This is a genomic window from Picosynechococcus sp. PCC 7003 (genome assembly GCF_001693255.1).
Taxonomy (GTDB): Bacteria; Cyanobacteriota; Cyanobacteriia; order Cyanobacteriales; family MRBY01; genus MRBY01.
Window position 1 is genome coordinate 2,671,635 of record NZ_CP016474.1, and the last position, 18,373, is coordinate 2,690,007.

Below are 18,373 nucleotides of genomic sequence, written 5' to 3' on the forward strand. Positions count from 1 at the left end.
GTGCTCATGGTAAATTCACCCGCCTCAAAATGTGAGCTAGTAGCATTAACGCCGCATTACCGACGCACAAAATTAAGACACCGACCACCCCGACCGTCCAGTCATCCCGCAGCACCGAAATCACCAAAATCATCACCGAGGTTTTACTCGCAATGCTGGCGAAGGCCAGGAGCTTTTGCCAAATATCTTCATCCTGTATCGCCTCATAAATCGGGAGCAGTAACGCGCCGATCATCGCACCAAAAATCCAGGTCATTTGAGTTTCCTCCTTTGCACACGGTGGACTTCATACCAACCGTCTTTGTGGTAATGCAGCACGATCGTTTTGGGGGTAAAGGTAATGAGAAAAATATCGAGAAAAATTAAGCCTGGAGTCCGATTTGGTTTCACCCGCTCCATGGTGACTGTTTCATAGAGATGGGGGCGAAAAATCATTTCAAAGGCTTCGAAATAGGCCTGGGGAATCGCAATGATAATTTCCCAAAACACATGGAGCCAATCTTTAATCTGAGCCCCATCAAAGCGTTTGCCGGGCATCAAGATTGCAATGAGCACGCCGATGAGAATATTGGCTGCACTCAGGTCTGCTGTGAGCAGAAACCAGATCATTAAAATTAGAAAAATATCGAGAATGCCGATCATAGGGTCACCATCCAAAATAATCCAGTTAAGACAACGCTCATGGCGCCGATCAACTGCTCAAACGCCTCGAAGATCCGGGGAAGCTTGAACTCGATGCGCTTCATAATGAGCCAGTACAACGCCCAACCAATGGCAATTTTGATTAAGGCCTTGGGGATATTTTCCAGTTGATAGGCCTCGAGATAAAAACCATTGGCGAGGACGACACCACTGAATAGAAAGGCGATCGCCCCCCAAAACGTCGCGCTTTTGGCGGTAAATTTTGTCGCGGCATCCTGGGGAATAAATAGGAATTTGGCGAAGGCCAGGGCCGTACCCACAGCGGCAATGTTTAAGCCGATTTCCTGCCAAGGCGCAATATTTTTCAACAGTAGGGCTTTCGAGCTAAACCCAACCAGTAACGGCATGCCCACCATCGACAGGCAGGCGATCGCCAAGGGAATCCACAGGCTGCGAGAAATTTTGGTTTGACGGAGTTCCTGACAATTACGGGTGGGCAATTGACCCGCCATCAAAAATAAAGAAGATTTCACTAAACCATGGGAGAGGGCCGCCAAACCCGCCACCGCCGGTGCCGAGAGCAATAATCCCAATTTTGAGATGGTACTAAAGGCCAGTAAACGTTTGGCATCGGTTTCGAGAATGGCAAAGGTAATCCCCAGCAAGGCGGTGGCCATCCCGAATAGTCTCAGCCACAGATCCAGGTCTGGCACCAAAATGCCGCAGCGCAGGAGGGGAAAGATCCCCGCTTTGACCACAACACCAGACAACATTGCCGATACGGGGGTTTCTGCTTCGGAGTGGGTCAAGGGCAACCAGAGCCCCGACACAAAGACGCCTCCCTTGGTGAGTAAGCCGAGAAAAATCAGGGCGATCGCCTCATTGGGCGCTTCAGCCAGACCCGCAAAGGCAAAGGATTTTGTCGCTTGGTAAACCAGTACTGCCCCAATGAGATAGAACAGCATCGCCGTATTGCTGAGAAATAAATACCTGAGACCAATCCAAATGGAACGGTCGGTGCGCTGGTAGGTCATCAACAGAAAAGCCGCGATGCTAATGGCCTCCAGGGCAACATAGAGACTAATCAGATCGGCGCAGACAAAAACAGCATTGAGGGCCCCTTGTAAAACCACCAACTGGGTAAAGAAAAAGGCACTCTTAGCGCTTTTCCAGCAGTAAAGCGTCACGGCGATCGCCACCGCCGCATTGGTCAAAATAAAATAGCCGCTCTGGTCATCCACCAACAGATCCACCCCATACATTCCCAGGAGCTTGAGGCTGTAGGGTTCCGGCTGAAAAATTTGAACAAGGCCAAAGATCAGCGAACAAATAGAAACGAAAATCGCCAGATAACGATCAACATTTGGTAGTAGATAAATACTAAATCCCACGACAAAGGGAAAAATTACCCAGCCAATGGTCAATTCATTCATGGTTATTGTCCTCCCTAAATTAGCACCCCCTTAAAGTTGCGCTATGCCAACACCAGCCAAAACAAACCCGTCAACACCAGACTCATCACCCCCACGAGATGTTCAAATTGCTCTACCACCCGGGGCAGCTTAACCGTAATCCGTTGGAAAATCAGCCCATAGGCCAGCCAGCCGATGCCAATGGTCACCAAAGCCTTGAGGATATTACTGGGTTGATAAGCTTCCAGATAAAAACTATTGGTCACAAACAACCCCCCCAGGAGCAGCACAACCGCGCCATAGAAATTAGGCGAAATTTTGAGACTGGGGTCTGTTTTGGTCGGGAGAAAAATAAATTTCGCAAAGGAAATCGCTGTCCCCACCGCCGCCACATTGAGGGCAAAGCTTTGCCAAGGCAGGATATTCTTCATCGTCAGAATTTTAGAACTGTAGCCCGCCAAAAAGGGCAGTCCAGAGATCGAGGCACAGGCCAGCACCAAGACCCACCAGTACGCCCGGGGAATCGACTGTTCGCGCAAGATCTTAAAGTTGCGACTCGATAACTGTCCCGCCGTGAGAAAAAGCGCACCTTTAACGAGGCCATGGGTGAGAGCATAAAACCCCCCTACCGCCGGAGCGGCCAACACAAAGCCCAATTGGGAAACGGTATGAAAAGCCAGCATTCGTTTTGTATCTTTCTCAAACACCGCATAGCCAACCCCCAATAGGGCTGTCCCCACGCCAAATAAACGCACGATAGGATCGAGTTCTGGCACGAGTAGGGCACACCGGGCCAAGGGAAAAACGCCAGCTTTAACCACGACCCCTGATAAAAGGGCGGATACGGGGGTTTCTGATTCCCCATGGGTGAGGGGGAGCCACAGACCGGAGACAAAAATGCCCCCCTTGGTGAGCAAGCCGAGGAAAATTAAGGCGATCGCCTCCTTGGGGGCCACCGCTAAACCCGAAAAAGCAAAGGAATAACTCGCCTGGTAGACCAATACCGCACCGATGAGATAAAACAACATCGCGGTATTGCTAATGAATAAATAGCGCAGGCCAACCCAGAGGGAGCGATCACTGCGGGAATAGGTGATCAATAAAAATGCGGCAATCCCAATGCACTCTAGGGCCACATACAGACTGATCAAATCTGCACAGCAGAAAGTCGCATTCACCGCCCCATGGAGAATCACCAGTTGGGTATAGAAAAACGGTGATTTCTGTTTATCGAAACAGTAAAGGAGTACAGCCCCCGTCACCAGCCCATTCATCAAAATGAAGTAGCCACTCAGTTCATCGAACATCAGGGTAACGCCGAAGCTATCCAAGAGTTCTAGGGTAAAAGGCTCTAGACTCCAAAGCAGACCGATACTATAGGCCACCGAGAGGCCGGCGATCGCCAAGGCAAAATAACGGTTCCAGCGGGGCAAGAGATAAATACTAAACCCCACCACAAACGGCAACAAAATCCAAATAATTGTGATGTCGTCGATCATGGCGTATGGCTTTTTTCGATTTCGCTGGTTTCTAAGGTCGGATTATCCCGTGACAACTTCATCACGCCCACGAGCATCAAGGCTTGAATCGAAAATCCGATCACAATCGCCGTCAAAATAACGGCCTGGGGCACCGGATCGGCATAGGCGATCGCCTCCTGTTCAGCATCCACAATGGGAGCAAAAATCCCCCCTCGGGCCGCCACAAGAATGTAATACGCAATCACCCCGGTACTCATCACATCCATGGCCAGGATTTTCATAATCAAATTTTTTTTAAAGATGATGCCGAAAAACCCAATAAAGATCACCGCAAATACACAGGCTTCGAGTATAGACATAGACATGGCTGCATTCCCTCCGTCCGAGTTAAGGGATTACCAGCATGGCAATCCCCAATCAATGATTTCCTATACCGACATTTTTTCGAGGGCCTCCCGCTCTGCGGGGACATCCGGATCCTGGGGCTTGTTCAAAACAGCCTGGAGTAGAGGCGGTGCTAAGAAAGTCGTCAAGATGACCATCACAATAATGGCGGCTTCTAGGGGCTTATCCAACACACCGCTGGCAGAACCGATGCCCGCAAAAACCAGGCCCACTTCCCCCCGGGGAATCATGCCAAAACCAATGGCCAAACGATTCACCCCCGGCTGACCAAAGACAGCCCAGCCCGTGATTACCTTCCCGACGATTGCCACAACGATCAAGAAAGCAGCAATCACTAATCCGGCGCGGTTGGCGGACTCGAAGGGGTTGAGAACGCCGAGGTCTGCTTTTGCCCCCACGGTGACAAAAAAGATGGGTACTAAAAAGTCGGCAATGGGCATCACCTGACGGTCTAACTCTTTACGGAGATCCGTTTCATCCAACACCAGACCAGCCGCAAAGGCCCCTAAAATGGCTTCCAAATGGATCAAGTTCGCAATGATTGCCATTACCAACGCAAAGGCAAAGGCCGGAATCAACAACGCGCCACGGGTTTTTAATTTGGCGGCGATCGCCTCAAAACCTTGGTTAAAGAACTTACCGAGCAGGATTGAGCCCAACAGAAAAGCACTGGCACCAATAATCAGATAGACCACATTTAGGAGATCCACTTCCCCAGTCTTGGCCAAACTCGCGACCACTGCTAAAACAATAATCCCCAGCACATCGTCAATCACCGCAGCACCAACGATAATTTTGCCTTCGGTAGACTTTAGCTGGCCCAAGTCCGACAACACCTTAGAGGTAATGCCAATACTCGTGGCCGTGAGGGCTGCCCCAGCAAAAATAGCGGGGATAACCGGGGTATGGAACAAGGTCACGAGACCGACCGTCCCCAAAAGGAAAGGTGCCACCACCCCGACAATCGCGACCACCGCAGCCTGGGAACCCACTTTACTCAGCTCCCGGAGGTCTGATTCGAGGCCAATTTCAAATAACAGCACAATGACCCCGAGCTCTGCCAAGACTGAGATCACTTCACTTTGGCTGGCAAAAATATGCTCAAGGGCAGTGCCATCTAAACCGCCAAGCTGCTGCAAAAACAGCATTAAGCTTGAGTCGGCAGCCGTTGCTCCTGTTTCCGGAAAGACAATCAAATGTAAAGCAGAGACCCCAACTAGGACGCCCCCGACCAGTTCCCCTAGCACGGGGGGCAAACCGACCCGCTTGGAGAGTTCTCCCCCCAACTTACTCATGGCATAGATCACCACTAGGGTCATTAAAACGCCAGTTAACACAAATGAACCGTAGTCAGCCTCTGGGGTCGTCGCCAGGGACAGGGAAGGAAGGAAATCTGTAAATCCTGGCAAACTGCCGGGAAGTATTGTGGGACATAGCATAGAATTTTTGCCTCAAACGTTTTGGTAAAAAGCGATCGCAAATATTGCGGGTATGGGACAAAAGTGAAAAATAAGGATCGGTTTTGTCGCGCCAGGAGGAAGGCTATCTGCCAACCGTACCGAACTCAGACAAGCCAGCAAGTTGGATTCAGATAGCCAGCGGCCAACAGCAGATCAGGGCTTTAACCCATCTCTGAACTGGGGGCCGCAACACCTTCCGCCAAGTGGGGATAGATTCCCAGCACGGCATTCTTTAGGGCTTCTTCCCGCGACATTAAACATTTATCGGGGGGGAGCCGCTTAAAGAGTTTGAGTTTTTCCAGACGGCGGCGAGTTTGGCCCGCAGCACCGACGATATAAACCTGACGTTCTTTGTCGAGGGCCTCTTCAATGGCATTTTCTAGGGCCAAGGAAGCGGTAACCCCCATGTGGGGCACTTCACCGATATCAAAAACGAGGGCATCACAGTCACCCATCGCATTGTGTTCTCTGGCGATCGCCTTCGCGACCCCAAAGATCATCGGCCCACTGAGTTGAAACAAAAGAACGCGGCCTTGGCCTTCATCCAACCAACGTTTTTCGGTGGCAGTCAGGCGAATATTATCGTCAGCATCACTGACCGTTTGGACTTTTTCGGACTGGAGATTACTCATCCGTTCGATGGTGAGCACATTGGCCACAAAGACCCCCACACCCACGGCAACAATCAAGTCAACCAAGACAGTCAACAGAATGACGCCGTACATAATGAAGGCTCCTTTGGGGGAGATTTCGTGGGCCCGTTTTAGGAAACTCCAGTCAATGATGTCAACCCCGACCTTGAAGGCAATCCCAGCCAATACAGCGAGAGGAATAGTTGCCGTTAAACTGGCAGCGCCAAGGATCACCACCAAGAGAACCAGGGCTCGCACCAAGCCAGACAGTGCAGATCGACCACCAGACTGGATATTTACCACAGTGCCCATGGTGGCCCCAGCCCCAGCAATCCCGCCAAACAACCCAGAAAAGAGGTTCCCTAGACCCTGACCAATTAATTCTTTGTTGGAATTGTGTTCGGTACGGGTCAAGCTATCGGCCACGACGGAAGTCAAAAGGGCATCGATACAACCGAGCATCCCTAATACTGCCGCATCGAGAATCATTCTCTGGAATTCAGTCGCACTGAAGCTCGGTCGAACCAATGCTGGGAATCCGGCTCTAATTTCACCGATCCGACGGAGATCACTCACCTCTGGCGGAAAGACGAAAAAGGCGATCACCGTCCCAAGGACAAGGGCCACCAATTGGGGCGGGATCACTTTTTTGAACCGTTCGGGCATAAACCAGATGATCGCCACGGTACCTAAAGCTAAGGCCGTTTCGCCCGGTTGAATATTACTGAGTAATGTCGGTAAACTTTGGAGCGTGCCGATAACGCCGCCCCCCGGATTCGCCTGCCCCAGGAAGGGAGCTAACTGCAAAATGACCAGGATGATTCCAATCCCTGACATGAAGCCAGAAATAACGGTGTAGGGCATCATGGTGACGTATTTGCCGAGCTTGAGAGCGCCAAAAACAAGCTGGAAAACCCCGGCCATCATGACGACGGTAAAGGCGATCGCCAAACCTTCTTCTGTGGTGGCAGCACTGGCAGTGAAATGGGCAATCACAGCGGTCATAACCACCGTCATCGGCCCCGTGGGTTCAGAAATGAGGGTCGGGGTTCCCCCAAAGAGGGCCGCAAAAAAGCCCACAAGCACAGCACCCCAGAGACCGGCTTCGGCCCCAGCACCAGACGCTACCCCGAAAGCTAGGGCCATGGGCAACGCGATGACCGCCGCCGTTAGCCCCCCAAAAATATCGCCTCGGATATTCCTAAAGTGAATTTTGTTGGTTATCTGCATGGTTACGCATTTTTCAAATCAATAGTGAGCAAAGCTACTAGACAAACCATAAAGGATCTCCGGATCGGCTTGCTGATTGTGGGCAAAGTTGCTGGCACAACAGCAACATAGTTTAATGTCTATATAAAATTTATTTTGTATTGATTAATATCTAACCATAGCCCCCTACCAATTGTCTCCATTGGGAAAACTATCTTTTTGATGAATTAGATAAGTTTTTTTTATGAAAAAGATAGGCTGGCGATCGCCCATGGCCCAATGGGCTGGGGGAGATTTCTAGGGTTCAAGTTACAATGGCAAAACTTTGTGGGGCGTCTAAGGAAAGGAAATGTTATGAAAATTTTTTGGTCTGGTTTAACTATTGCAACCCTGGGAGCCTTAGCCAGTTTGGTCAGTCAGCCGGGCCTCACCCAGGTGCTCCAACCGACCACAAATCCAGGGGCGATCGCCTTGCCGGATTACGGTCTGTGGCAAAACCCAGAACGCCAAAAGTTACTAAATGCCATTGACCATAGCCTGCGTTACATCGATACCAATACCGCCCAAGAGGATTACACAAAGGTACAAGTCCCCGGATTCAGTCGAGAAAAAGTGCGGCGATCGCTGGTACGGTTTCGACAGTTGGTGCAACAGTATCCCGACCCCCGTCAATTACATCAAGCGATCCAGCAAGAATTTGTCTTCTATCGGTCTGTGGGCAAAGATGGTATGGGCCAGGTGGACTTCACCGCCTACTTTGAGCCGGCCTACGTCGCCAGCCCTGTCAAAACCAGCGAATTTCAATATCCTCTCTATCGTCAGCCCCCCGGTTTTGAAAATTGGTCGCAACCCCACCCCAGTCGCATTGCCTTAGAAGGCCGTGATGGTATTCCCCCCAGCAATAGTCCCTTGCGGGGGCATGAATTGGTTTGGCTAAAAAGTCGCCTCGAAGCCTACCTGATTCAGGTGCAAGGTTCTGCCCGGTTGCAATTGACCGATGGCCGCACCATGACCATTGGTTTTGATGGCAGCACCGATTATGAATATGTCAGCCTCGGCAAAGAACTGATCAATGAAGGGATTTTTCAGCCAGAGGAATTGAGCCTCCCCAAGTTAATTGACTATTTTGAGGCGAACCCCGCAGAACTCAGTACTTATATTCCTCGTAATAATCGCTTTATTTTTTTCCAGGAAACCTTCGGGTCACCGCCCATCGGCAGTATTGGGGTGCCCGTCTTAGCAGAACGCTCGATCGCCACCGATAAAAGTATTTTTCCCCCAGGGGCGATCGCCTTTATTGCGACCCAACTTCCCTATCAGCGGGCTAATGGAGACTGGTTAAAACTCCCCGTTAGTCGTTATGTCCTCGATCAAGACACAGGTAGCGCCATCAAAGGAGCCGGACGGGTTGATATTTTCCTCGGCACAGGGCCAAACACCCAAACCCGCGCCGGTCTCGTTAATGATCCAGGAAATCTTTACTATCTCCTCCTCAAGGATTAAGTCTCGCTCGATTTCTCGATCAAAAATCCCCCTAAATGTCTCAATCTAGGGGGACTGGTCTTAAGATTCAAAAGTTCGTTAGATATCAACAACGGCCTTCGTTGGCGCTTGGAAATCTGCGCATTCCTTGAGCAGAGCATAATCTAGCTCACTGGGGACATTGATCGGCTGGAAGCCCGCCGGAACCATTTGCAACGTCGGGCGATCGCCACCATCGGCGACATAAGCCTTACCGACGTAGTCCAGCTGATAATCGTAAGCTACCTGCTCATGGGGATCGAGGACGGCTAAATCTAACTCGCCGTTGTTAATCGCCCCCGAAAAACAAGCATATTCCGAATTTACTTGATAAAAGACCCCTTGCACTCGGTTGTTCCCATTTACCTGAAGCACCATGTAATCTTGGCCTAATTGTTGGGCAACGGGAGATGTTCCATAAACGAAGACGGCACTTTGCTGCTGGGCGATTAAGCGGGTATTTAGGGACGCAAAAAAGTTTTCACTCCGACTCAGGGCACGGTGTTCGAGGGTTGCCCCCTGGGCTAAATTTGGGGCGATCGCCGTTAGACCTAAACCCAGCAACAGCGCCACTGGCCGGGCCACGAAATGACCTGCAAATTTTCTTAACTTTTGCCACACCATATTGCGCTCCCTAAACCTCTATCAACTGCTAAAAATCTCGATACTGCCCTGAAAAATTTTCCAATTCCTGGATGACTGGCGAAAAATTTCTCTTGTGACTTTATTTAATTTTCTTATCTCTGACTGTAACGTAAATCGAAACCTTAATGGAAGGGGAAAAAAGCCTTTCTTCTCATAAGTTTACGATGTGATTTTTTGCTCACAAAAAAAGACCCGGCTGGGTCAAGAAATGTAAATCTTCCACTGTGGTTGGGACGGGATATTTTTTACCGTAATCGTTAAGCTCATCATCGGAGGGACGATTTCGAGGGCTTAATTTTGGAGGGCGCGGCGGATTTGTTGCATCAGTTGCGGCGCGGCAACGGCTCCTTCGATGCGGGAAACTAACTGCCCTTTGTTGTAGAGCACAAGGGTGGGATAGGCATGGACACCGTGGTGGGAGGCAAGGGCTGGATAGCGATCGCCATCTACTTTGACAATTTGAATTTCATTGGCCATTTGGGGACTGATTTCTTCGAGGGTTTTGCCCATAATTTGGCAGGGGCCACACCAGGTTGCATAAAAATCGACTAAAACAGGCTTTTCAGCGGCCTGTAACATTGCTTCAAAACTGGAAAATTGTTTTTTGACAGCCATGGAAAATAGCTCCGAAACGGGATTGCTAGGGGAATTGTTGCGATCGCACGACCCTAACTCCTATGATAACCCAGTCATCAAAACGCAAAGACTTTTGGAGAGATAGGCAATGGAGCTTTTACCCGCCGCGCAACAATGTTTGAAGGATCAAGTGGCCATCGTCACCGGGGCCTCTCGGGGGATCGGTAAAGCCACGGCGATCGCCCTCGCCACAGAAGGTGCCAAGGTGGTGATCAACTACGCCCGTTCCAGTGCCGCCGCCGAAGCATTGGTCGCTGAGATTCAGGCCGCTGGAGGAGAGGCGATCGCCCTCCAAGCCGATGTGTCCCAGGAAGATCAAGTCAACGATCTCGTCGAAAAAACCCTCGCCCAATGGGGCCAGATTGATATCCTCGTCAACAACGCCGGGATCACAAAAGATACCCTGCTGATGCGCATGAAGCTCGATGCCTGGCAGGCTGTCATTGACCTCAACCTCACGGGGGTCTTTCTCTGTACCAAAGCCGTCACCAAACCGATGATGAAAAAACGGCGGGGCCGGATCATTAACATCACCTCCGTTGCCGGTCTCATGGGGAACCCTGGTCAAGCCAACTACAGTGCCGCCAAAGCAGGGGTCATTGGTTTTACGAAGACTGTCGCCAAAGAACTGGCCAGTCGGAATATCGTGGTTAATGCTGTGGCCCCTGGGTTTATCGCCACTGACATGACCGAAGGCCTCGAAGCCGATGAAATTCTCAAGTACATTCCACTGGGCCGCTATGGTCAACCGGAAGAAATTGCTGGGATGATCCGTTTCCTCGCCGCTGATCCTGCCGCCGCTTACATTACAGGCCAAACCTTCAATGTTGATGGCGGCATGGTAATGCACTAAAACGCAGCCTGGGCGATCGCCTATTTTTTCCGGAAGATGCCCCAATGTTCATCCCCTTGCCGACTCGGCACAGAGTTTTGAATCGGATCCAGGGCAAGAATGTTGAATTGTGGGGCAAATAATTGCCTTAATTCCTGGGGGGTCGTGCCAAAGGGCGGGCCTCCCGGTTTGCTATGGGTATAGAAAATACCGTAGAGTTTGGCCCTTGGTTTGAGGATTGTCGCCGCGAGGGTAACGTAATCGGGGCGCTGTTCTGGGGCGATCGCACAGAAACAGGTATGCTCAAACAAATAGTCAAAGTGACTTTTATGACTTTTTTTGAGATCAAAAATATTTTCTTCGAGTAAATTAAGAGTAACACCATGCTCTTGACTTAACGCTTTCGCAGCGGCGATCGCCGATGGAGCAAAATCAACCCCCGTTACCGAGAATCCCTGTTTTGCCAAAAACACAGCATCATGGCCCTGACCACAGCCCAAAACCCCCCATTCCCCTTGGGGCGATGTCGATGTCTTTGCTAAAAAATCCTGGAGCGGTGGTGCTGCTTGGCCCAGATCCCAACGATGTTGAGCCATTTGATATTTTTCTTCCCAAAAATTTGTATCCCGTACCATCACCATGGCCTAACCTTAAAGCTTCGTTGCAGAGCATAAATGAGTTTATTGAATTCAGTATTACACTTATTTTCATCGACTTTTCTGATCGAACTTTTCAGATTGATTGCCGTTGGGCGATCAGTAGTCCCTCATTCTCCTTTGTCTAATCATTTTTCTTTTCCTCCGCCTGTCCTACCGCAGTTTGCCCATGCAATATAATCCCGCTCTGATCAAAGCCCTTGGCGACATCGTCTACGAACGCTGTTTAACCTCAGGTGCAATGGTTTGGTACGGGGATTTTACGCGGGTTTTGGGGTATTCTGCCGCGGAAATGGGTGAAAATTCTCAAATTTGGCTAGATCGGCTCTATCCAGAGGATCAAACCAAAGTCTTGGCCACCCTAGAACAAGCCTGTACCCAACAACAAGCCTACGAGTTGGACTATCGGTTTCAGCATCGTGACGGCTCCTATGTTTGGATCCAGGATCGGGGGGTCCCCAAGGATGCTGTTGCGCAAGAGTTGGGTCAATTTTGGGTGATTGGGGTGATGCGTGACATTAGCGATCGCAAACAGGTAGAGCTCGATATGCACAATGCCCTGATGCGTGAAAAAGAACTCAATCAACTGAAAACCCGTTTCATTGACATCGCTTCCCACGAATTTCGCACCCCTTTAACCTCGATTTTGGGCTTTACAGAACTCCTCGAACAATACGCCCACAAATTTGACCCGGAGGCGCAACGGCGGCATCTACAGCGAATTAAGGGGGCGGCCCAACGGCTCCAAACCCTAGTTGATGATGTGCTTTCGGTCAGTCGTGTTGATGCGGGGCAACTCACCCTAGAACCAGCGCCTATGCATTTTGAAGGGCTATGCCAGGACATCATCGAAGAGCTGCAAGTTGTGTTTGGCCATACCCACCCAATCCGGTTTGATTTCGCCCCCAAATACCAAGGCGATCGCCGCCTCTTACCCGTACTAGACGCCAAGATTATCCGCCATGTTTTGTCGAATTTACTCTCGAACGCCCTCAAATATTCCTTTCCCGGTGAAGCCGTCAGCCTGGCGGTTCGTTGCGGCGAGCAACAAGTCAGCATCACCGTCACAGATCAAGGAATTGGCATTCCCAAAACTGATTTACCCCATTTATTCGAACCCTTTCACCGAGCCCAAAATGTCGGCAAAATTCCAGGCACCGGTTTGGGGCTACACATTGTGAAACGTTACATCGACTTGCACAATGGTACGATTATGGTCGCAAGTCTCGTGAATTCTGGCACCACATTCCGCGTTGATATTCCCTGCTCTTTCGTGAGTAATCCATGACTGACGCACAAGTCCCATGAGAAACATCTACTATGGTTGCCTCCTCACTTTCCCCTACCATTCTCGTCATTGAAGACGAAGATTCCATCCGAGAGCTAATCGTTACGCTGCTCATCGCCGAAGATTATCAGGTTCTAGAGGCAGAAAATGGACAGATTGGCGTTGGGATTGCCATCGAAAATCGTCCAGATTTGATTATTTGCGACATTATGATGCCGGGCATGGATGGTTATGGGGTCTTAGAAATTCTCCAAGCGGATCCGGAAACCGAGACGATCCCGTTTATTTTCTTAACGGCTAAAGGCACCAAAGAAAACATTCGCCAGGGGATGAATTTGGGGGCCGATGATTACCTCACGAAACCCTTTACAACCTACGAATTACTCGACGCCATTAAAACGCGTTTGCGGAAACGTCGTTCTTGGCAAGGCTATTTCCAGCAGAAAAAACAGGCCGGCGATCGCCAACAAATCAACTACGCCGTCACCCACGATCCCATTACCCAGCTTCCCAACCAACTCGCCCTCCGGGATGACCTCAACCGCCTCCTCAAGCAGTGGGAACCGTTTGTTCACCAACAACTCAAACCCCATGAATCATGGCAAATTCCGATTGTTTACCTGAGCGTTGATCGATTTGAAAAAATAAACGAACTCTTTGGGTATCAATTTGGCAATGTTGTCCTCAAACACATTGTGCGCCAGTTGGTGACGGTGGTGGCCGAGGATGCCTATTTAGCCTGTTTAAATTACACAGATTTTGTGGTGATTTATCCCCCCAGTTGCGCGGTGAATGAGGCCGAGCTCAATCAAATGGCAGAGCAAATCCTAGAAGCCTTTGAGAGCCCCCTGACGGTCAATGGACAAAAGATCTTAATCAATTGGTACATCGGGATGATTACCATGCCCTACCGGGAATACAATTTTGATAAGTACCTCAACCAAGCAAAAGAGGCGATGGAGACGGCGCGTCAACGGGGTAACACAAACTACTATTTCTATTTCCAAGAAGCGCAAATTAATGCCAATCACCAAAATCTGCTTCTCGATGCGGATCTTTACGACGCGATCCAAGAAAATCAATTAACCCTGTATTACCAACCCAAGATTAGTACCACGACTGGAAAAATTGTCGGTGCAGAAGCGCTCATTCGCTGGTTTCATCCCACCTTGGGCATGGTGTCACCGGCTAAATTTATTCCCCTCGCTGAAAAAAATGGTTTGATCACTAGCATTGGTGAATGGGTGTTTCGGGCCGCCTGTCACCAGGCTCAACAGTGGATGCAAGGAGAAATGGCCACTCCGAAGATCGCCGTCAATCTTTCTGGACGACAGTTTTACCAATCACAACTGGTCGAAAATCTAGTCGAAATCACCCAGAAGTACGGGGTTAATCCGGCCCAAATTGAGTTGGAAGTGACCGAAAGTATTTTAATCTCGGATGTGGAATTGGCGATCGCCCATCTGCAAGCCCTAAAAAATTCCGGTTTTCCCATTGCCATTGATGACTTTGGGACAGGCTACTCTTCCCTGAGCTACCTCCAAAACTTCCCCTTTGATATCCTCAAAATTGACCGCTGTTTTGTCCGCAACGTCGCCCATAACATTACCAACTCCACCATTGTCAAACACATCATCATGATGGCCAAGCAGCTCGAACTAACCACCGTCGCCGAAGGGGTCGAAACCATGGCCGAATTAGAATTCCTCAAGACGCAACATTGTGACGAGATCCAGGGATTTTTATTTAGTCCGCCGGTGCCCGCCGAAAAATTTACAGCGATGCTCCAGGCCGACCAAAACTTTTACGAACCGTGTCCAATCTCACCCGAGCCCGCCTAGCTTCTGACCCTGACGCGAAGAAAGAACCGGAGTACGATAGGATTAAGCCTATTCCAATCTTTTTTCGTATCAGACATTTATTCACAATGACTGCAGAGCCTAATCCCGCGATCGCCTTTTCCATGGACGACTTTGAGCATGCCCTCACCGAACATGACTACCATTTCGAACAGGGGCAAGTGGTCACAGGAAAAATTTTTGAACATCTATCCGATGGCGTCCTCGTGGATATTGGTGGAAAATCACCTGGGTTTTCTCCCCTCCGGGATGCACTCCTGGCTGGCGAGACAGATGCCCATACGGCTCTGCCCGTGGGCGAAAACGTTGAATTTTTGATTGTCCGGGGCCAAAACGCCGAAGGTCAAGTTACCCTGTCTCGCCGCAAATTAGCTGAACAACGGGTTTGGGAAGATCTCGCCCAAGCCGCCGAAGCAGGCAACTCCGTCCAGATGCGCGTCACAGGTAGTAACCGGGGCGGCGTCACTGGTGATGTTCAAGGACTGCGGGGCTTTATTCCCAACTCTCACCTAGTCGATAAAAATATCGATGATCTAATGGGGCAACTCCTGACAGTCAACTTCTTGGAGTTTGACCAAGAACGTCGCAAATTAGTGCTGTCCCAACGCTATGCTGCCCAAGCCGAAGTGATGCGTCGCCTGTCAATTGGGGCTTTGGTCAGTGGTACCGTGGTGAATCTCAAGCCCTACGGCGTTTTCGTTGAACTCGATGGCATGACTGGACTCCTCCACCGCAGTCAAATTAGTGCCAAGCCCGTTGAACAAATCGAAGCCCTCTTTAGCATTGGCCAAACGGTGCGGGTGCTGATCACAGACATTGAAGAAAGTAATAATCGCATTTCCCTGTCCCTACAGGCCCTCGAAAAATTCCCCGGTGAAGTGATCGAGCAGTTTGACGCAGTACAAACCAATGCCGAGGAACGGGTAGAGGCAGCCCGCAAAAAACTCAATCTGGTTTAAGGCATAAAAAATAAGGGAAAAGTTTCCCTTGTTAACCAGAATTAACTAACTTAACTGGTGGTTTGAGGTGGTCTTTAGACCATCTTTTTTTTGGGTAAATTTCAGAAAGCGACTATTTTCTGTGCTTTACAGGGAGGCTACTCAAAGTCTAAGTCCGTATGGAGGGAGCCAGATTCAACGAGGCTAGACTCTAGGTTCATGCGTTGTTCCATCTGGCCGAGGAAATAACCTGTCATCATGGCAGACGCCAGGAGATTTGCTAAATTTTCGCGGTCGGTGGTAATGCTTACTTGAAAATCATCTGGAGGTAAGACACCGATTAAGCCTCTGACATTGTGGGCGATGATATCTTTTATCTCCGAGCTAGCGGACTGGGCCACCCGTGCAAGTACGTCCGGATTTTGCTGTTGCAAGTATTCCATTAAATTGTTTGCGGCTTGTTCGTCAACGTCGGCGGAAAAGAAGTCAGAGTTAAAAATCATTCCTTAGTCCGAAAATATTACTGCTCACCCCCCACTTTAGCTTTTATTTATCAGACTGTACATGGTGGGTAGCCGGAGAGCTTAGGGAGAGCGCTAGGGGCCAATGGTGTGAATCACGGGGGCGATCGCCCCCAAAAAGTCCCTGGGGATGATCAACTGTAAAATGAATAACGCCTGCAAACCCTGTTGTAATTTATGCCGACGATGACCGTAAGCTCTTCTCGCCAATCCACCGATTTCCGTGTCAAGCTAGCCAATGGCCTTTTGGCAATTCGACCGATCGCCGCCCTTGCGAAAAACCGCGCCCGGGCGATGATGATTCAGCGGGCCGAAAGGTTAGGGGTGCCCTGGCGGGAGACTGTGGCGACCTTGAAACAACGGGATTGGCAGGGGGATCTTGCAGCGGTTGAAAATCCGGATTTAGAGTATCCCGAATATTATCTGCGCTCATTCCACGCCTATGAGGCTGGAAATTTGGGTTGGGAGCCGGCCCTAGAGGTCGAATCGGCGGCCTATTCTGTCCATTCAACCTTGTTTGGTGAACCGAACGTCCAAGGGGATGCGTTGCTGCGGGATAGCTACCACCAAATTCTGAAATTTAACATTGATATTACCCCTGAAAAAATTGTCGATATTGGCTGCAGTGTGGGCATGAGTACGGAAGCATTGCAGCAGGTTTTCCCCCAAACACAATTGACGGGAGTAGATTTGTCGCCTTATTTTTTGGCAGTCGCAAAATATCGCACCGCTCATCACGCAGATCAGTTTACCTGGTGCCACGCGCCCGGAGAGGATACCAACCTGCCGGGACAATCATTTGATTTGGTGTCCTGTTCTTTGATTTTCCATGAGCTGCCCCAGACAGCGGCGATCGCCATTTTCCGAGAAGCCAAACGACTTCTTAGACCAGGTGGCTATTTTGCGATGATGGACATGAATCCCCAGGCGGAAGTTTATAAAAAAATGCCCCCCTATATTTTGACGTTGCTCAAAAGTACAGAACCCTATTTGGATCAGTATTTCAGCCTGGATGTGGCCGAGGAATTGCAGCGGGCTGGGTTTGAGGCCCCCTTCATCCAAGAAAATACCGTTCGTCACCGCACGGTCATTGCCAAGGTCAGGGATTAAGCCATGGTGAAACGGGTTGTCATTTTAGGCGCAGGGGTCGTCGGCGCGGCGATCGCCTATGAGTTGAGCCGATTAGATCAGTTCGAGATTACGGTTTTAGATACAAGCCAACCAGCGAGTGGGTCAACGGGGGCGGCCCTGGGAGTGCTGATGGGGATCATCAGTCGCAAAACGAAGGGTCGCGCCTGGACATTGCGTCGTCGCAGTATGGAACGCTTTCCTGAGCTTTTGAAAGAACTCGCCGCTGCGGGTCAGCCAGTGCCCCACAATCCCCACGGCATTTTGAAGTTACTGCGCGAACCAGAAGAACTCGCAAAAGGCGATCGCCTCCGGGATGTTCGCCAGGCATCGGGTTGGCAGTTGGCAATCTGGGATCAGGAAATGATTCAGCAACATTGTCCCCACCTCCAAGCCGGGGAAGCCGCTGGCGGCATTTTTTCGCCCCAGGATTTTCAGGTGCAGCCCGTCCCCTTCACCCAATCGCTCCTGGCCGTCGCCCAACGAAATGGTGTGCACTGTCAATTTGGGGTCTCCCAGCCCAGGTTGGATGTCACAGATCAACATTGTCAAAAAATTGTCACAGATCAAAACGGCTATCCTTGTGATTGGCTCATTGTTTCAGCGGGTTTAGGTTCCCTAGAGATAACCAAAAATCTAAGCGAAAGCCTTTCCCTGGGGCCAGTGTTGGGGCAAGCCTTTCACCTGCGCGTGCCAGAACAAGTTGAACCGCAAACTTCTTTTCAACCCGTGGTGAGTTTTGAAGATATCCATGTGGTGCCCCTCGGCCAAGGGGAATATTGGGTGGGGGCGACGGTGGAATTTCCCGCTGAAACAGGTGAGATCACCACCGATGCGAACCTCGCTGATCAAGTGCTCCAAAAGGCGATCGCCTTCTATCCGGTGTTAAAACAGGCAGAAATTCTCCGGCATTGGTCAGGGAAACGGCCCAGACCGAATGGTCAAGGCGCCCCCGTGCTCAAAGGATTAGCGGGTTATGACAATATCCTCCTGGCCACGGGTCACTACCGCAATGGCGTACTCTTGGCCCCAGCTACGGCTTTAACGATCCGCGATTGGCTCCTGGCCCCAGAAACCATTCCTTTTTAAGTCTGTTCCAATTCCTAAA

General features: G+C 50.3%; 18 protein-coding genes. 7 read left to right on the forward strand and 11 right to left on the reverse strand.

All coding sequences use genetic code 11. The features are described from left to right. Nucleotides 1-4: 4 nt before the first annotated feature. The 7 genes from AWQ21_RS12645 to AWQ21_RS12675 all read right to left on the reverse strand — a co-directional run bounded on the left by AWQ21_RS12645 (nucleotide 5) and on the right by AWQ21_RS12675 (nucleotide 7,262). A complete protein-coding gene (locus AWQ21_RS12645) occupies nucleotides 5-256 on the reverse strand; it encodes a hypothetical protein (RefSeq protein ID WP_065714849.1) in 252 nt (83 codons plus the stop codon). Further along, the gene (locus AWQ21_RS12650) at nucleotides 253-642 is read right to left on the reverse strand and encodes a cation:proton antiporter (RefSeq protein WP_065714850.1); all 390 of its coding nucleotides are present in this window, start codon (nucleotides 640-642) and stop codon (nucleotides 253-255) included. The genes AWQ21_RS12645 and AWQ21_RS12650 overlap by 4 nt, the downstream gene beginning before the upstream one ends. Then, entirely contained in the window at nucleotides 639-2,075 is a 1,437-nt protein-coding gene (locus tag AWQ21_RS12655) for a cation:proton antiporter (protein ID WP_065714851.1), read from the reverse strand. The genes AWQ21_RS12650 and AWQ21_RS12655 overlap by 4 nt, the downstream gene beginning before the upstream one ends. Before the next feature lie 41 nt (nucleotides 2,076-2,116). Further along, nucleotides 2,117-3,550 (reverse strand): cation:proton antiporter, encoded by a 1,434-nt coding sequence (locus tag AWQ21_RS12660; RefSeq protein WP_065715346.1) that lies wholly within the window; start codon nucleotides 3,548-3,550, stop codon nucleotides 2,117-2,119. Next, nucleotides 3,550-3,900, reverse strand: coding sequence for a cation:proton antiporter subunit C (locus tag AWQ21_RS12665; protein WP_315862193.1), 351 nt, complete (start codon nucleotides 3,898-3,900; stop codon nucleotides 3,550-3,552). The genes AWQ21_RS12660 and AWQ21_RS12665 overlap by 1 nt, the downstream gene beginning before the upstream one ends. 63 nt (nucleotides 3,901-3,963) lie before the next feature. Further along, a complete protein-coding gene (locus AWQ21_RS12670) occupies nucleotides 3,964-5,379 on the reverse strand; it encodes a cation:proton antiporter (RefSeq protein WP_065714852.1) in 1,416 nt (471 codons plus the stop codon). 182 nt (nucleotides 5,380-5,561) lie between these two features. Next, nucleotides 5,562-7,262: a SulP family inorganic anion transporter gene (locus AWQ21_RS12675; RefSeq protein WP_065714853.1), complete on the reverse strand. Its 1,701-nt coding sequence runs from the start codon at nucleotides 7,260-7,262 to the stop codon at nucleotides 5,562-5,564. 333 nt (nucleotides 7,263-7,595) lie between these two features. Here AWQ21_RS12675 and AWQ21_RS12680 point away from each other — a divergent pair, with 333 nt between their 5' ends. Beyond that, on the forward strand, nucleotides 7,596-8,744 hold the full coding sequence (locus AWQ21_RS12680; protein ID WP_065714854.1) for a murein transglycosylase A: 1,149 nt from the start codon (nucleotides 7,596-7,598) through the stop codon (nucleotides 8,742-8,744). A gap of 78 nt (nucleotides 8,745-8,822) precedes the next feature. Here AWQ21_RS12680 and AWQ21_RS12685 read toward each other — a convergent pair whose 3' ends face one another. Beyond that, complete coding sequence (locus AWQ21_RS12685) at nucleotides 8,823-9,386, reverse strand: hypothetical protein (protein WP_065714855.1); 564 nt, start codon at nucleotides 9,384-9,386, stop codon at nucleotides 8,823-8,825. Nucleotides 9,387-9,698: 312 nt separating this feature from the next. After that, nucleotides 9,699-10,022, reverse strand: coding sequence for a co-chaperone YbbN (locus AWQ21_RS12690; protein WP_012307964.1), 324 nt, complete (start codon nucleotides 10,020-10,022; stop codon nucleotides 9,699-9,701). Nucleotides 10,023-10,131: 109 nt separating this feature from the next. On the opposite strand from AWQ21_RS12690, the gene fabG reads away from it, so the two are divergent. Next, complete coding sequence (gene fabG, locus AWQ21_RS12695) at nucleotides 10,132-10,896, forward strand: 3-oxoacyl-[acyl-carrier-protein] reductase (RefSeq protein ID WP_065714856.1); 765 nt, start codon at nucleotides 10,132-10,134, stop codon at nucleotides 10,894-10,896. A 20-nt stretch (nucleotides 10,897-10,916) separates the two neighbouring features. On the opposite strand, the gene AWQ21_RS12700 is transcribed toward fabG, so the two are convergent. After that, nucleotides 10,917-11,516: a methyltransferase domain-containing protein gene (locus AWQ21_RS12700; protein ID WP_065714857.1), complete on the reverse strand. Its 600-nt coding sequence runs from the start codon at nucleotides 11,514-11,516 to the stop codon at nucleotides 10,917-10,919. 184 nt (nucleotides 11,517-11,700) lie between these two features. On the opposite strand from AWQ21_RS12700, the gene AWQ21_RS12705 reads away from it, so the two are divergent. From AWQ21_RS12705 to AWQ21_RS12715, 3 genes are all read left to right on the forward strand, one after another. Then, complete coding sequence (locus AWQ21_RS12705) at nucleotides 11,701-12,819, forward strand: PAS domain-containing sensor histidine kinase (RefSeq protein ID WP_065714858.1); 1,119 nt, start codon at nucleotides 11,701-11,703, stop codon at nucleotides 12,817-12,819. 32 nt (nucleotides 12,820-12,851) lie between these two features. Beyond that, complete coding sequence (locus AWQ21_RS12710) at nucleotides 12,852-14,660, forward strand: bifunctional diguanylate cyclase/phosphodiesterase (protein ID WP_065714859.1); 1,809 nt, start codon at nucleotides 12,852-12,854, stop codon at nucleotides 14,658-14,660. An 86-nt stretch (nucleotides 14,661-14,746) separates the two neighbouring features. After that, nucleotides 14,747-15,637: a S1 RNA-binding domain-containing protein gene (locus AWQ21_RS12715; protein ID WP_065714860.1), complete on the forward strand. Its 891-nt coding sequence runs from the start codon at nucleotides 14,747-14,749 to the stop codon at nucleotides 15,635-15,637. A gap of 137 nt (nucleotides 15,638-15,774) precedes the next feature. On the opposite strand, the gene AWQ21_RS12720 is transcribed toward AWQ21_RS12715, so the two are convergent. Continuing rightward, entirely contained in the window at nucleotides 15,775-16,119 is a 345-nt protein-coding gene (locus AWQ21_RS12720) for a DUF760 domain-containing protein (protein ID WP_012307958.1), read from the reverse strand. A 204-nt stretch (nucleotides 16,120-16,323) separates the two neighbouring features. Between AWQ21_RS12720 and AWQ21_RS12725 the strand changes: the two genes are divergently transcribed. Then, nucleotides 16,324-17,247, forward strand: a complete 924-nt coding sequence (locus tag AWQ21_RS12725; protein ID WP_065715347.1) for a class I SAM-dependent methyltransferase — start codon at nucleotides 16,324-16,326, stop codon at nucleotides 17,245-17,247. A gap of 3 nt (nucleotides 17,248-17,250) precedes the next feature. Beyond that, nucleotides 17,251-18,354 (forward strand): FAD-binding oxidoreductase, encoded by a 1,104-nt coding sequence (locus AWQ21_RS12730; protein ID WP_083998023.1) that lies wholly within the window; start codon nucleotides 17,251-17,253, stop codon nucleotides 18,352-18,354. The last annotated feature ends 19 nt before the right edge of the window (nucleotides 18,355-18,373 follow it).